The sequence below is a fragment of the Cryobacterium mannosilyticum genome (assembly GCF_004402705.1).
Lineage (GTDB): Bacteria > Actinomycetota > Actinomycetes > Actinomycetales > Microbacteriaceae > Cryobacterium > Cryobacterium mannosilyticum.
Window position 1 is genome coordinate 17,909 of the sequence record NZ_SOFM01000029.1, and the last position, 12,217, is coordinate 30,125.

Sequence of the window (12,217 nt, forward strand, 5' to 3'; positions counted from 1 at the left end):
ATGCTCCATTCTTACGCCCATCCGGTGCATCGAGGCTCAGTGTCCGAGCGCCCCATGCAGGAACGCGGCGACCCGTGCGCGGATGCCCTCGTCGAGGATGCCGATCGAATGCACCGCGCCGGGCACCGCGACCAGCTCGTGGTCGATGCCGAGGCGTTCGAGGTTCGTGCTGAACCGGGTGGCCTGGGCGAGGGGGATGAACTCGTGGTCGGACTGGCCGATGAAGACGGGCGGGTCGGTGCGGTCGAGTCGCCGGGCCGGCGACGCGGCGACGGCCTGGGGGCAGTCGGCGAGCGACGAACAGCCGAGATACCGGAGCACGAGGTCCTGCAGCCGCTCCGAGGCTCCGTCGGTGGCGAGGGCCTGGCCGGTCAGGTCCGTCGGACCGGAGAGTTCGGCGACCGCGGCGACGCGTGACCCCTCGGTGAGCGGGCCCGAGCCTCGGGTGCCGAGGAGCAGGGCGAGGTTCGCGCCGGCCGAACCGCCGAATGCGCCGATCCGGGCCGGGTCGATGCCGAACCGGGCCGCGTTGTCGGGCCGACGGATCCATTCCACGGCCGTGGCGAGGTCGTCGATCGCGGCGGGGAACACCGAGGCGGGCGCGAGCCGGTAGTCGACCGAGTACGCGACGAACCCCTCCGAGGCGAGCCATTCACAGACGCCGCGCCAGTCGTCGTTGGCCTTGTCGCCGCGGGTCCAGCTGCCGCCGTGGATGGACACCACCGCGGGCAGCGCCGCGGCGCCGGGGGTGCCGGGGGTCGACCCGGCCGGGGAGCAGACGTCGAGGGCGAGCGGGGTGCCGTCGGCCTCGGTCGTGTAGACGACGTCGGCCGTGACCGTCACGCCCGCCGGCTTGGCGAATGTGCGGATGCCGAGCATCGACGCGCTGGGCGCTCCGACGGCGGTGCCCTTCGACGCGGCGATGGTCGCGTCGGGGACCGTCGTGCCCGACTGCAACCCGGCCAGGCCGGCGGTGCCGACGAGGGCGACGGCGAAGACGGTCAGGACCGTGAGCAGGCGGGCGCGCCGGGTGGCGAATCGGGTGTGGGGAAGGCGGGTTTTCACGAGTGCTCCGAAGTGCGGGGGTATGCCTTGAGAATAGGTCGTCTTCCACCGGGCGGCGAATCCCGTTCGGGGGTGACGGGCGGCGCCCCCGCGCGCGCCGTTCAGGATGAGGACGGCGGGCGCACCGGTGGTTCTGCCGGGGCATCGAAAGGTTTTTCGGGTTCTTCGGGTTCTTCGGGGCCTTCGAGGCGCGGGCGGAGGGCGGCCAGGATGCGCTTGACGTCCATCGCGATGGAGGAGGCCACCGCCATCGACGTGATCGGGGCGGTGTCCCTGCGCTCGTCGAGCTCGGCCATCAGCGCCTCGACGGCGGCATCCGCCTCGGTGATCGCCGCCTGTTCGGGGGCGTCCGGGTCCCACTCCGTCAGCGCTGCGGCGACCGCAGCCAGGGTGGCGCTCACGGCGGGCCGGAGCTCCGGGCGGAGTTCGAGGGGGACGGGTGTTCCCCAGACGGCACCGGCCAGAACATCCGTCAGATCGCGCACGTGGAAGGTGACCGTCTCGAAGGCGGACAGGTCGTCGTAGTCCGCGGAAAGGTCGCGGCGGTGGAAGCGCGCCCGCGGATTGCCCTTCCGACTGTCGTCGGCGTGCTGCAGCGCGGTCCTGACCTCGCGGCCGAGCTGCACGAGCGCCAGGTTGCGGGTGGCCCAGCCGTCGCGCTCGGGAGGCCAGGCCTCGGTCAGCGCCTGGGAGATCTCGGTGAGATGGTCGGCCAGGCTCGTGCGGAATCGCTTCAGCTGCAGGCCGACCGCGTCGAAGGCCAGCGGCGGCAGCACCAGGAGGTTGACGGCGAGCCCGATCACGATCCCGAGGCTCATCTGCGCGAGGTACCCGATCGAGTAACCGTCGGCGTTCGGGCCGCCGATGATGAGCACGAACAGGGCCGTCACCGGGATGTACTCCCGGTTCGCGCCGAACCAGCCGGTGGCCGCGATCACGGCGCCGATGCCGACCGCGAGCGAGATCGTGAACACGTTGGGTTCGCTGAAGATGAGCACCGCGGCCGCCAGGAGGATGCCGACCACCAGCCCGCCCAGGGTCTGCAGGGCGTTCCTCACCGAGCTCATCAGCGTGGGGTACATGCTCACGAGCGCGCCCAGCGGTGCGTAGTAGGGGTACCCCTCGGCCACGCCCGGCAGGAGCGGCGCCACCGACCAGGCGATCGCCACGGCGACCGCGGCCTTCAGCGCCTGCACAACCTTGGGGCTGGTGGCGCTCGTGCCCAGCCAGGAAATGGCGGTGCGCGCCGGACGTGCGACCGACCGTGTCACGGGGAGTCCGCCCTGCGGCTCGGGTCGTCCCCCGAGGCTCCGGGGCCGGTGAGGTCTTTCGCGAAGCAGACGCTGAACTCCTCGCCCACGTACTGTCCGAACGGGGCGATCTCCCGGTAGCCGCACTGTCGGTAGAGCGCCAGGGCGGCGTCGCTCTGCGGTCCGGTCTCCAGCACGACCTGACGGATGCCGGCGGCCAGGGCATCCGCTTCGGCCCGGGCGAGCAGGCGGCCGGCGACGCCGCGGCCGCGCGCGCCAGGGTGCACGAACATCCGTTTCAGCTCGGCGGTGCCGTCGCCCTGGCTCACGAGCGCGGCGATGCCCAGCGCCAGGCCGAATGCGTCCCGCGCCGCGTAGAAGGTCACGCCGGGCAGTTCGAGCTCGTCGACGCCGAGCAGGAAGTTGCTTTCGGGCGGGTAGAGGGACTGCGCGTACTCGGCGCTCTGGCGGAGCAGGGCGGCGATCCCGGGCTGCCTCGGCGACTCGATCGCGATGGTCGTCAGCATGGAATCAGACTAGACGGAGAAAGCACTCCGTGACTTAAGAGCATCGATCGGGTAACGTGGGTAAGTCGGCTCTTGACACCGCGCAATTTTTACGTGTGCGCGGATGGGTTTGTAAGTCAGGATGGGCCGGTTTCCCAGTAATCCGCTGGTGAAAAATCACTGTATGTGAACGGCCCCGGCCATAGACTGCCCGGGTTCTCAGGTTGCGTCGCGCATGTGCGTCGTCGTTCTGCCATGTACTCAACACAACCCAGGAACTTTTCTATGCCTAATAGCAAGAATCCGGCCGTCGGCCGTTCGAGTAAGAATTACGATCCCAAGTACTCCGCCAAGGGCGGCCCCGCACGCGGCGGCAGCGCCCCGGGCAGCAAGAGCCCCGGACACCGCGGCCACCACGACGACGCCGCGGCGCCGAAGAAGGCCCGCTGGAATGCCGGAGAGCGCGCGGACCGCGCCGCCGGCCGCCCGGCCAATGACCGTCCCGCCTACGGCAACGACCGCCCGGCCTACGGCCAGCGCTCGGAACGTCCCGCCTACGGTGACCGCCCGAACCGCACCGACCGTCCGGCGTACAACAACGACCGTCCCCGCACGGACCGTCCCGCCTACAACAACGACCGCCCGTCGTACAACGGCGCCCCGCGCACGGATCGCCCGACGCACAGCAACACCGAGCGTCCGTCCTACAACGACCGTGCCCGCACGGATCGTCCGGCGTACAACAACGACCGTCCCCGCACGGACCGTCCGGCTTACGGCGACCGTGCTCCGCGCACCGATCGCCCCGCCTACAACAATGACCGTCCCCGCACGGACCGTCCGGCTTACGGCGACCGTGCTCCGCGCACCGACCGGCCCGCCTACAACAACGACCGTCCCCGCACGGACCGTCCTGCCTACGGTGACCGTGCTCCGCGCACCGACCGCCCCGCCTACAACAACGACCGCCCGTCCTACGGCGACCGCGCTCCCCGCACGGACCGCCCCGCGTACAACAGCGACCGTCCCTCCTACGGCGACCGTCCGGCCCGCTCGAACTCCGATCGTCCGTCCTACGGCGACCGTCCGGCACGTTCCAACTCCGATCGTCCGTCCTACGGCGACCGTCCGGCCCGCTCGAATTCCGATCGTCCGTCCTACGGCGACCGTCCGGCCCGCACCGAGCGTCCCTCCTACGGGGACCGCCCCGAGCGCTCGCACTCCGACCGCCCGAACCGTTCGCACGACGACGGCGGCCACTCCAGCAACTTCTACCCGAGCCGCGACACCAAGGCGCACTTCGCCGCCGGTGACGACGTGGTTCTGGAGCGCCTCGAAGCCATCGCGACCACGGCTGCTGAAGTCGTCGGCGTGACCTTCGGCGATCTGGGCCTCGGCGAGAACATCGTCCGCGAGCTGGCCACACTCGGCGCCGCTACCCCGTTCCCGATCCAGGCCGCGACCATCCCGGATGTCCTCGCCGGCCGCGACGTGCTCGGCCGCGGCAAGACCGGTTCCGGCAAGACCATTGCCTTCGGTGCTCCGCTCGTGGAGAAGCTGCTCGAGAACAACGGCGCCAAGGACCGCAAGATGGCTCGCAAGCCCCGCGCGCTCATCCTGGCTCCGACCCGTGAGCTGGCCCTGCAGATCGACCGAACCATCCAGCCCATCGCCCGCAGCGTCGGCCTCTTCACCACCCAGATCTACGGCGGCGTTCCGCAGTACCGCCAGGTCAGCGCCCTGCAGCGCGGCGTGGACATCATCATCGGCACCGCCGGCCGCATCGAAGACCTCATCGAGCAGGGTCGCCTCGACCTGTCCGAGGTTGTCGTCACCGTCCTCGACGAGGCCGACTACATGTGCGACCTGGGCTTCCTCGAGCCGGTTCAGCGCATCCTGCGCCTGACCAAGAAGGGCGGCCAGAAGCTCCTCTTCTCGGCCACCCTGGACAAGGGCGTCGCCCAGCTGGTCAAGGAATTCCTGACCAATCCGGCCGTGCACGAGGTTGCCGGTGAAGACCAGGCCTCCTCCACCATCGACCACCGCGTGCTCATGATCGAACACCGTGACAAGAGCGCCATCATCGGCCAGCTCGTCGACCGCCAGGGCAAGACGCTGATCTTCTCCCGCACCCGTGCCTACGCCGAGCAGCTCGCCGAGCAGCTCGAAGACGCCGGCGTGAAGGCGACCAGCCTGCACGGCGACCTGAACCAGGCCCGCCGCACCCGCAACCTGCAGATGCTGACCAGCGGACGCGTCAACGTGCTGGTCGCCACGGATGTCGCCGCCCGCGGCATCCACGTCGACGACATCGACCTGGTCATCCAGGCCGACGCTCCCGACGAGTACAAGACCTACCTGCACCGCTCGGGCCGCACCGGCCGCGCCGGCAAGTCCGGCACCGTCGTGACGCTCATCCCGAAGCAGCGTCGCCGCCGCATGGACGAGCTGCTCGGCCGCGCCGAGATCGAGGCCAGCTTCACCAGCGCCGCCCCCGGCGATGCGGCCGTTCGCGACCTCGCGGACAGCTAGGCAGCGGTAGCCGCAGCACGACCTGGGAGGGGCATCCACCGTTACCGGTGGGTGCCCCTCCCGCGTTCCCGGCAGGCGGCGTCAGCGGCGGGCCGCGCGGCGGCCGGCCGCGCGCGCGATGGCCTTCCCTGTTTCCTCGATCCAGAGCACCGAGGAGCCGACCAGCACGGCCAGGCCCCACTGGGTCGCCGTGAGCGACGTGGTGTCGAAAAGTGCCTGCAGCACGTCGACCTGCACCACGAGGATCTGAAGGATGATCACGGCGACGAGAGCCACCCAGATGCTGCGGTTGGTGAAGGTCTGGAGCGAGAAGACGGAGTGGGTGTCGGAGCGCACATTGAGCAGGTTGAACACCTGGTAGAAGACGAAGGTGGTGAACGCGAGGGTGCTGGCGAAGGCAGGGTTCCCCGCGCTGTCCGGGAAGAGCGCCGGCGCCTGGGTGAGAACGGTGAGGGTTCCCGCGGCCATGACGAGGCCGAGCCCGAGAATCCGGAGCAGCCGCTCCCGGGTGAGCAGCCGTTCGTCAGACGGGCGAGGCGGCCGGTTCATCGTTCCGGGTTCGGCCGGGTCAACGCCGAGCGCGAGCGCGGGAGGCCCGTCCATGATGATGTTGACCCAGAGAATCTGGAGCGCGGTGAACGGTGCACCGGCGGCCCACCCCGTGACGCCCGCGATCAGGAAGATGAGCACGAAGCCCCACGCCGTGGTGAGCTGGAACCGGACGAACTTCAGAATGTTGGCATAGATGCCGCGACCCTCCCGCACCGCGGCGACGATCGTGGAGAAGTTGTCGTCGGTGAGGATCATGTTGGCGGCGCCCTTTGAGACATCCGTGCCGGTGATGCCCATGGCGATGCCGATGTCGGCCTGCTTCAGGGCCGGTGCGTCGTTGACGCCGTCGCCGGTCATGGCGACGACGTTGCCACCGGCCTGCAACGCCCTGACCACCCGGATCTTGTGGGCCGGGGTGACCCGGGCGAGCACACCATAGTCGGCGGCGCGGGCCGCGAGCTCGAGGTCGTCGAGGTCGTCGAGCGTGGGACCGGCCGCGGCTTCGCCCGGCAGGCCCAGGTTGCGGGCGATGGCCGAGGCCGTGACGAGATGGTCGCCCGTGATCATGTGAACCCGGATGCCGGCGCCGAGCGCCACCGCGATGGCCTCGGCCGCCTCGACCCGCGGGGGGTCGACGATTCCGACGACGGCGTAGAGGGTCAGTCCGGTGACCAGTGACCGACCTGAGTCGTCTCCCGGAACGGTTCCGGTGTCAAGCGTGCGTCCGGCGATCATGATCGTGCGGAGGCCCTCTCCGGCCAGCTCCTGGACGGCGTCGTGGATCCGTTGCCGCAGCGTGTCGTCGAGTGGACGGATGCCGTCGTCGGTCAGCACCGAGTCGGTCAGGGGCAGCAGAGCGCCCGGTGCGCCCTTGGCGAAGCAGCGGAGCTCGGGCGGTCGCGGGGGACCTGCCGCCGGCTCCGCCATCCGGTGGAACGTGGCCATGAACTTGTAGTCGGAGTCGAAGGGGACCTCGGCCACCCGCGGGTGGGCCCGCCGCGCGCCGGCGACGTCTACGCCACCCTTCTCGGCCAGCACGGCCAGAGCCCCTTCGGTGGGGTCGCCGACCAGCACGCCGTCGTTCAGCACGGCGTCGTTGCAGAGGGCCATGGTGAGGAACGCCTCTGTGAGGTCGGGCATCGGCCGGTCGTCGCCGGTGAGGATCCTGCCGTCGGTGGCGTAGCCCTCGCCGGTGATGCGGAAATCGCGGCCGTGGGTGTGCAGCCGGCGGGCGGTCATCTCGTTCATGGTCAGCGTGCCGGTCTTGTCTGTGGCGATGTGGCTGACGCTGCCGAGGGTTTCCACCGCCGAGAGCTGCTTGATGATGGCACCCTGGGCGGCCAGCCGGGAGGCACCCATCGCCAGGGTGAACGCGACCACCGCGGTGAGGCCCTCCGGTATGGTCGCCACGGCCAGCGACACGGCGGTGATCAGGAGCTCGGACCAGGATTCGCCGCGCACGAGACCCAGCACGAAGACGATCGCCACCACTACCAGTGCCGCAACGGTGAGTAGTTGGGCCAGCTGGTTGATCCTCCGCTGCAACGGCGTCTTGTCGTTCTTCACCTCGCTCAGGAGTGCCGCGATGCCGCCGACCGCCGTGCCCATGCCGGTGTCGGTGACCACCATGGTGGCCCGGCCACGGGTGACCAAAGTGTTCATGAAGAGCATGTTGGTGCGGTCGGCGAGCGGCAAGCCGGAATCACCCAGCGACGGGATCGTCTTGCCGACCGGCTCGGATTCGCCGGTCAGGGTCGCCTCCGCCACCTGCAGGCCTGCATTGACGATGAGGCGGCCGTCTGCCGGAACGGAGTCCCCGGCGTCGAGAAGCACGATGTCGCCCGGCACCAGGTCGGAACGCAGGACCTCGAGATCGGTGCCGTCCCGGCGAACGACGGCCTTGCCTTCCGACAGCTTCTGGAGCGCCTGGAGGCTGCTCTCGGCCCGTCGCTCCTGCACATAGTTCAAGGCCGTGTTCAGGATGATCACGGCCAGGATCACGATCGGCGTCTCCAGCTCCCGGGAGACGAGGGCGCTCACGACCGCGGCCACCAGCAGCACGATCGTCATTTTCTCGGCGAGAAGGTGCGCGATCTTGCGCCAGGTCGGCACTCGGTTCGGCTCGACCAGCAGATTCGGTCCGTGGAGCCGCCGTCGGTCATCGACGACGGATGCCGCGAGCCCGGTCCCGGAGTCGACTCCGAGAGCCGCGGTGGTTTCAGCGGCCGACAGCGTGTGCCAGGCGGCGTGCTCGGCGGCTGCCGCCGCCTGTGGGTGGGCGGGCATCCGGTCGGGTCAGCGTCCCGGGCGCTTGCGTGTCACCAGCACCGGGCAGACCGCGAGCCGGGCGCACTGGTCGCTGACCGAGCCGAGCAGGAGGCCGGCCAGGTTGCCGCGGCCGCGGGAGCCCACCACGAGCATGCGCGCCTCCCGCGAGGCCTCGATCAGACTCTTCGCCGCCCCGGAGTGCACAGCCCGGTAGTCGACGCTCACGCCGGGGAATGCGTGCACCGACGCTGCGGTGTCCTCGATCACAGCGGCCCGAACCGCCTCCGAGTATTCGGCGAACGACGAGACGTAGCCGAACTCCCAGTTCGCGGGCTTGGGGGCGGTGTCGATCGACCACGCGCGCACGATCACGACCGGGGCGTGCAGCTGATCGGCGAGCCCGAGCGCGGTGGTGAGCGCGTAATCCGCATCGGTCGAACCGTCGTGCCCGACCACGATGCTGCCCGCCGGCGCTGGGGACGGTGGGGCTTCCGGGGTGCCTGCTGGGATGATGCCTTCATTGCTCACGGCTTACTGACTCTCCGAACTGGATGACGAGTGTGGCAGAACGATCAGGACACTCCCAGATTAGTGAACTCCAGTTCATGCGTCCAGTGTTCGGGGTGGGATCGGCACCAGCACGGCGAGCAATTCGTCAAGTTCGTGGCCGTCGGTCACCGGGTGCCGGAACGGTCTCCCGGTGGCGATCTGATAGCTGTTCCGACGACCGACCCTGGTTCTCGTGATGTAGCCGTCCGCCACGAGGTCGGCGACGATCTTCTGGGCGCCGCGCTCGGTGACTCCCACCCGGGACGCCACCTCGCGCATCCGGCATTGCGGATCCCGCGCGATCGTGACGAGAACGTGCCCGTGGTTGGTCAGGAACGTCCACCGGGCGTCGCTGCCGAGGGTGGGCCGGTTTTTCAGGTCGGGGTCCGCAGCGGTCATGTAGGGGAGACTAGTCCACCGGTGTGGGGTCAGGTAGCGGCGCGTCGATGATCAGGTTGGTGATTCGGGCGGTGCAGAGTCTGCGGCCCTGGTCGTCGCTGATCACGATCTCATGGGAGGCGATGGTGCGGCCCAGCCGGATGGCCGTGGCGACCCCGGTCACGACGCCCTCCCTGGCCGCGAGGTGGTGGGTGGCGTTGATGTCGAGGCCGACGGCGCTCCGGCCCGGCCCGGCGTGGATCACGGCCGCCCACGAGCCGAGCGCCTCGGCGAAGGCGACGGATGCCCCGCCGTGCAGCAGCCCGAACGACTGCCGGTTTCCCTCCACGGGCATCGTCGCGACGACACGTTCGGCGGACTGCTCGAGGATGGTCACGCCCATCTTCAGGTCGAGCTCGCCGAGGGTGATCTTCCAGCTGTCGTTCACGTTTCTCTTTTCCTGGTGACGGTGCTCGAGCCGGGCGAGCGAACGCTCAGTTGCGGAAAAAGCACCCTCGACGCGCGCGAAGGTGTTTTGTCCGCAAGTCAGCCCGGGCTTGGTGCCGCGAGGTCGGCGGACGCGGGCGGACCGCCGCGCGGGTTGACGCGGAGGCCGTCGAGCGCCACGGCGAGCACGTCGTCGGCGAGCTGGGCGGCATCCTCCGGGCCCTCCGGGCGGTACCACTCGGCGATCGAGTTGACCATGCCGAACAGCAGCCGGGTGACGACGCGCGGGTCGATGTCGCCGCGGAGCGAACCCTCGTCGCGCGCCTGGGTGACGAGGGTGGTGACGGCCCTGTCGAAGGCGCGCCGGCGGGACAGGGCCGAGCGCTCGACATCCGTGTTGCCGCGCACCCGAAGCAGCAGGGTCACGTACGGCAGCCGGTCGGTGAGCACCCGCACGGCCCCGCGCAACACCCGGGCGAGCCGGTCGATCGCCGGGCCGACCTGGACGCTCTCCTCGGTGAGCACACCCTCGAGGCCGTCCAGGGCCTCGGCGAGGGCGAGCTCGAGCAGCTCGTCCTTCGACGCGAAGTGGTGGTAGATCGCCGACTTGGACAGGGCGAGCCGGGTCGCGAGCACGCCCATCGAGGTGGCGTCGTAGCCGAACTCGATGAACGCCGCCACCGCCACCTCGAGGATGGCGCGCTGATCGTAGCCGGGACGGCCCCGCCGGGTCAGAGCTTGTTCAGACATCACGGAGAAGTCTCTCATGGGCGCTTCCGTCGAATTCGACGGAGATTTTCGTGTTTTGGAGCCCGGAAGCCCTGTTTTGGGGTGATTCGGCCAAAATCTCCGTCGAATTCGACGGGCAGGCGGCTGTTACCGCAGGTCGTAGACACGCTTGTGCTTGCCCGTGCTGCGCTCGAGCGTGCCCGGCTCCACGATCAGCACGCTCACGCTCGAACCGATCAGGTCCTTGATCCGGTGGATCAGCAGCGCGCTGGCGATGTCGGATGCCTCGTCGCTGGCGTGCTCGTGCCGTTCGATCCGCACGGTCAGCTCGTCCATCCGGTTCGGGCGGGTCAGCTCGATCACGAAGTGCGGCGACAGGCTCGGGATGCCGAGCACGATCTCCTCGATCTGGGTCGGGAACAGGTTCACCCCGCGCAGGATGATCATGTCGTCGTTGCGCCCCGTGATCTTCTCCATCCGGCGCATGCCCGGCCGGGCGGAACCGGGAAGCAGCCGGGTGAGGTCGCGGGTGCGGTAGCGGATGACCGGGAACGCCTCCTTGGTCAGGGAGGTGAAGACGAGCTCGCCCTGGGTGCCGTCGGGGAGCACGAGCCCGGTGTCGCCGTCGATGACCTCGGGCAGGAAGTTGTCTTCCCAGAGGTGCGGGCCGTCCTTCGTCTCGATGCACTCGTTGCCGACGCCCGGGCCCATCACCTCGCTCAGCCCGTAGATGTCGAGGGCGTCGAAGTCGAGACGGTCCTCGAGCTCCCGCCGCATCTGGTTGGTCCACGGCTCCGCGCCGAGCACGCCGGCCTTGAGGCTCGACGAGCGCGGGTCCATGCCGGCGGCGACCATGGCATCCGTGATCGTCAAAAGGTAGCTGGGGGTGGACATGATGACGTCGGGCTCGAAGTCCTGGATCATCTTGACCTGCTTGTTGGTCTGGCCTCCGGACATCGGGATCGCCGTGGCGCCGAGCGCCTCGATGCCGGCGTGCGCGCCGAGGCCGCCGGTGAAGAGTCCGTAGCCGTAGGCGTTGTGCACGCGCATGCCCGGCCGAACCCCGGAGGCGCGGAGGCTGCGGGCGACGAGGCCGGCCCACATGGCGAGGTCGTTCCTGGTGTACCCGACCACGGTGGGCAGGCCGGTGGTGCCGGACGAGGTGTGGATGCGGGCGACCTGGTCCATCGGCACGGCGAACATGCCGAACGGGTAGGAGACCCGCAGGTCGTCCTTGGTGGTGAACGGCAGCAGGTTCACGTCTTCGAGGGTGCGGATGTCGTCGGGGTGCACTCCGGCGGCGTCGAACTTGCGGGTGTACAACGGCACGTTCTGGTAGGCGAGGCGCACGGTCTTCTGCAGGCGACGCAGCTGCAGGGCCTGCAGCTCGTCGCGGGACATGCGCTCCTCCGGGTCGAGCTCATCGAGGGCGGGGGCGTGCAAGCGGGTCTTGGTCATCGTTGACATGGGGCCTCCAGGTTGAATGTGAACTAGCGAGAGGGTGCGGCGGTACCGGGCAGGGGCAGGTTGGTGGTGCGGCTTCGACCGCGGAACTCCGCGACCGGCACGTTGTGATCGTTGGTGACGCGCACGTCGTACAGTCCGGAACGCCCGCTTTTTGTGCGAAGCACTGCGGTCGCCGTGAGGGTCTGCCCCACTGCGGTCGGCTTGAGAAACGTGATGTCGGCGCCCGCCGCGAGCGTGACGTGGTGGTCGTCGTTGCAGGCGATCGCGAACGCCGTGTCGGCCAGGGCGAAGACGATGCCGCCGTGGGTCACGTCGAACCCGTTCATCATGTCGTCCCGGAGGACCATGGACACCACCGCGCGGCCCGGTTCCACCGCGCGAACGACCATTCCGAGTGCTGCCGATGCCCGGTCATTCTGCATCATGGCGCCGTTGGAGGGCGGTGAAGCATCCGTCATCTGGTTCTCCTCATTG

Annotated in this window: 11 protein-coding genes; 1 reads left to right on the forward strand and 10 read right to left on the reverse strand. The window is 69.4% G+C overall.

The window, feature by feature from the left end:
- Positions 1 to 36 precede the first annotated feature (36 nt).
- The 3 genes from E3O32_RS10620 to E3O32_RS10630 form a co-directional block, all read right to left on the reverse strand.
- Positions 37 to 1,065: an alpha/beta hydrolase gene (locus E3O32_RS10620; RefSeq protein WP_134509327.1), complete on the reverse strand. Its 1,029-nt coding sequence runs from the start codon at positions 1,063 to 1,065 to the stop codon at positions 37 to 39.
- Between the two features lie 101 nt (positions 1,066 to 1,166).
- Positions 1,167 to 2,336, reverse strand: coding sequence for an FUSC family protein (locus E3O32_RS10625; protein ID WP_241974790.1), 1,170 nt, complete (start codon positions 2,334 to 2,336; stop codon positions 1,167 to 1,169).
- Positions 2,333 to 2,842, reverse strand: coding sequence for a GNAT family N-acetyltransferase (locus E3O32_RS10630; protein ID WP_134509329.1), 510 nt, complete (start codon positions 2,840 to 2,842; stop codon positions 2,333 to 2,335). Before E3O32_RS10630 ends, E3O32_RS10625 begins: the two co-directional genes overlap by 4 nt.
- A 264-nt stretch (positions 2,843 to 3,106) precedes the next feature.
- On the opposite strand from E3O32_RS10630, the gene E3O32_RS10635 reads away from it, so the two are divergent.
- Positions 3,107 to 5,353, forward strand: coding sequence for a DEAD/DEAH box helicase (locus E3O32_RS10635; RefSeq protein ID WP_134509331.1), 2,247 nt, complete (start codon positions 3,107 to 3,109; stop codon positions 5,351 to 5,353).
- Positions 5,354 to 5,434: 81 nt separating this feature from the next.
- Here E3O32_RS10635 and E3O32_RS10640 read toward each other — a convergent pair whose 3' ends face one another.
- The 7 genes from E3O32_RS10640 to paaI all read right to left on the reverse strand — a co-directional run bounded on the left by E3O32_RS10640 (position 5,435) and on the right by paaI (position 12,201).
- Positions 5,435 to 8,191, reverse strand: a complete 2,757-nt coding sequence (locus tag E3O32_RS10640; protein ID WP_134509333.1) for a cation-translocating P-type ATPase — start codon at positions 8,189 to 8,191, stop codon at positions 5,435 to 5,437.
- 9 nt (positions 8,192 to 8,200) lie between these two features.
- On the reverse strand, positions 8,201 to 8,701 hold the full coding sequence (locus E3O32_RS10645; protein ID WP_134509335.1) for a universal stress protein: 501 nt from the start codon (positions 8,699 to 8,701) through the stop codon (positions 8,201 to 8,203).
- 75 nt (positions 8,702 to 8,776) lie between these two features.
- Positions 8,777 to 9,121 (reverse strand): helix-turn-helix transcriptional regulator, encoded by a 345-nt coding sequence (locus E3O32_RS10650; protein WP_134509337.1) that lies wholly within the window; start codon positions 9,119 to 9,121, stop codon positions 8,777 to 8,779.
- 10 nt (positions 9,122 to 9,131) lie between these two features.
- Positions 9,132 to 9,503: a hotdog fold thioesterase gene (locus E3O32_RS10655; RefSeq protein WP_134509430.1), complete on the reverse strand. Its 372-nt coding sequence runs from the start codon at positions 9,501 to 9,503 to the stop codon at positions 9,132 to 9,134.
- A gap of 143 nt (positions 9,504 to 9,646) precedes the next feature.
- Positions 9,647 to 10,297 carry a TetR/AcrR family transcriptional regulator gene (locus E3O32_RS10660; RefSeq protein ID WP_134509339.1) on the reverse strand — a complete coding sequence of 217 codons (651 nt, stop codon included), beginning with the start codon at positions 10,295 to 10,297 and terminating at the stop codon, positions 9,647 to 9,649.
- A gap of 126 nt (positions 10,298 to 10,423) precedes the next feature.
- Positions 10,424 to 11,734 carry a phenylacetate--CoA ligase PaaK gene (paaK, locus tag E3O32_RS10665; RefSeq protein ID WP_134509432.1) on the reverse strand — a complete coding sequence of 437 codons (1,311 nt, stop codon included), beginning with the start codon at positions 11,732 to 11,734 and terminating at the stop codon, positions 10,424 to 10,426.
- Between the two features lie 32 nt (positions 11,735 to 11,766).
- Complete coding sequence (paaI, locus tag E3O32_RS10670; RefSeq protein ID WP_198417552.1) at positions 11,767 to 12,201, reverse strand: hydroxyphenylacetyl-CoA thioesterase PaaI; 435 nt, start codon at positions 12,199 to 12,201, stop codon at positions 11,767 to 11,769.
- Positions 12,202 to 12,217: the final 16 nt, after the last annotated feature.

Bases quoted from the DNA above. Each gene is read 5' to 3' on its own strand.
- paaI (WP_198417552.1), bottom strand. From the start codon at position 12,201: ATGACGGATGCTTCACCGCCCTCCAACGGCGCCATGATGCAGAATGAC.
- E3O32_RS10650 (WP_134509337.1), bottom strand. From the start codon at position 9,121: ATGACCGCTGCGGACCCCGACCTGAAAAACCGGCCCACCCTCGGCAGC.
- E3O32_RS10655 (WP_134509430.1), bottom strand. From the start codon at position 9,503: ATGGGCGTGACCATCCTCGAGCAGTCCGCCGAACGTGTCGTCGCGACG.
- E3O32_RS10635 (WP_134509331.1), top strand. From the start codon at position 3,107: ATGCCTAATAGCAAGAATCCGGCCGTCGGCCGTTCGAGTAAGAATTAC.
- E3O32_RS10640 (WP_134509333.1), bottom strand. From the start codon at position 8,191: ATGCCCGCCCACCCACAGGCGGCGGCAGCCGCCGAGCACGCCGCCTGG.
- paaK (WP_134509432.1), bottom strand. From the start codon at position 11,734: ATGACCAAGACCCGCTTGCACGCCCCCGCCCTCGATGAGCTCGACCCG.
- E3O32_RS10630 (WP_134509329.1), bottom strand. From the start codon at position 2,842: ATGCTGACGACCATCGCGATCGAGTCGCCGAGGCAGCCCGGGATCGCC.
- E3O32_RS10660 (WP_134509339.1), bottom strand. From the start codon at position 10,297: ATGTCTGAACAAGCTCTGACCCGGCGGGGCCGTCCCGGCTACGATCAG.